Below are 1827 nucleotides of genomic sequence, written 5' to 3' on the forward strand. Positions count from 1 at the left end.
CCGGTCAGACGCTCGACGGCGTCATAGGAGAAGGTCTTGGTTCCCGAGAGCTCGGCGAGGGCGGAGAGATTGCCGCGCAGATCATAGGCGTGGTCAAATTTCAGAAGGGGATTGCCGGCCGGCGTCGGCCGATGCGCGAGGCTCGCGAGCCGCCCCGTCTGCGCCTCGAAGGAGAGATCGGTTTCGAGCCCGTTGGGGAAGCGTCTTCGCGGAACAGGGGCGCTGTCAAGGCAGCTTACCTTTGGGGCCGCACTTCATCGGCCGATGGTAAGCGTCCTTGAGAGCGATACGATATTCTTCATCGGACATTTTCGACGCCAACGGATCGCTCTCGACCTTGTAATACCACGCGATGCTTTCAAGGTGTTTCTTTGCAAGGATTCGCGGAGGATCGACTACGGTACGCTTGCTTGGAAGCCAAAACCTCGCTGCAAACAGTTTTTTGGCAGGTAAATCAACAGCTAAGACACTAAAAATATATTCCAGAATATCGAGTTCGCGTATATTAGTTGTCAATCCGAGGGCGTCTCTTGCGTATGCTGCATATTTTTCAGCCGGCCAGAATGGAACGGCACTACGAACTTTGCCTCGCTCATCTTCAATTTTGAACTCTATTAATGTGTCGTTCTTTTCTAAAGCCAAAACTTTTCCAAATCTTAGCATTTCGCCAGTAAATTTCTCGCTTCGCCGCTCAGCGTTAGCTAAGTTGATCAAGGCAACGAATTCTTTTGAACTAGGCTCTGCCGGCTCAGAGAAAACTATTTTGCCGGAGGAAATCGCCTGGGCAAGACGCTCGCCGTCCAAGCCCGCTGCGCTGAGAACGCGATTCGAATGTCTGCGATCTATCGCCATAGCGGGTTCCTTCCGGTAAGGCGCTGGACGCGCTCTATTACCGGCGGCCCACTCAAGGCGTGACCGCGGGTCATGGGCGCCTCTGTTCGAAGGGTAGTGACCACAATCCATTCCGGGCGGGTTTCTTATTCGTGACCAATCCCCTTTCGTTCTCGCTAGTTCCGTTTGAATCCACCCCTTTATAGAATTGGGTGTGTTCGTGTTGTTCAACACATTTTTCCAGAACCATCCTGGCGCATTATGCGCTTCTGCGCCCTCGTCTCCGACGAAATAATTATGGTCCTGAGCGACCTCGAAATTATAGACGAGCGTCGAACGCTCTTCCAGTGACACATCCGCCACAGCGAGCGTCGCTTCGCGCTCGGAGACGATGCGGTCGCCTCGTTCGAGCCGACGCACCTCTACCCAGCCCTTGTCCGCCACGAAGAACGGATGCTCGCTCGTCACATTGAGCGTCTCGCGTCGTCCATCCGGCCCGTCGAGCGTCAGATGAACGATGCTCGGCGCCGTGCGGCGGAACAGCTCGCGCACCGGACGCCAGCCTACCTCCCCGGTGAAGCCGTCCCGCGCCGCGACCAGATCGCCGATCGCTATCTCCTCGATCGGCCGGCGGCCCTGCGCCGTCTCGATCGGCGTCCCCGCCTCGAAGGACGAGAAGCCCGAGATCGAGCAACCCGGAGACGGCGAGGACTTGCGCGTCGGAGGCTGCGGTTTCTTCACCGCCTTCACCGCGCAGGACGACATGTCGGTCACGAGGTCATAGGCGCCGACTAGCGACGGATCGTTGGCGAAGGAGAGCGCGGCGGCCAGCACGAAGAAAGTGCAAGCGATGCGCGCGCCGATCTTCTGAACTGCGCTGCCGCTGCGCGCGGCCACAAAGGCCGCATCCGCGCCTGTAGCGAGCGCGGTGGTTCCCTCCGCCGTCGTCACAATGCCGTCGCCGAGAATGGCCCCGACCGCCGCCTGGTCGATCGT

1 protein-coding gene is annotated in these 1827 nt (G+C 58.5%); it reads right to left on the minus strand.

Annotated elements, in window-relative coordinates; all coding sequences use genetic code 11:
* Positions 1-225 precede the first annotated feature (225 nt).
* The coding region (locus EDE12_RS21640; protein ID WP_208326077.1) for a polymorphic toxin-type HINT domain-containing protein at positions 226-1827 on the minus strand (1602 nt) is incomplete at its 5' end.

This window comes from Methylosinus sp. sav-2, from assembly GCF_004366495.1.
In the GTDB taxonomy this organism is placed as follows: domain Bacteria; phylum Pseudomonadota; class Alphaproteobacteria; order Rhizobiales; family Beijerinckiaceae; genus Methylosinus.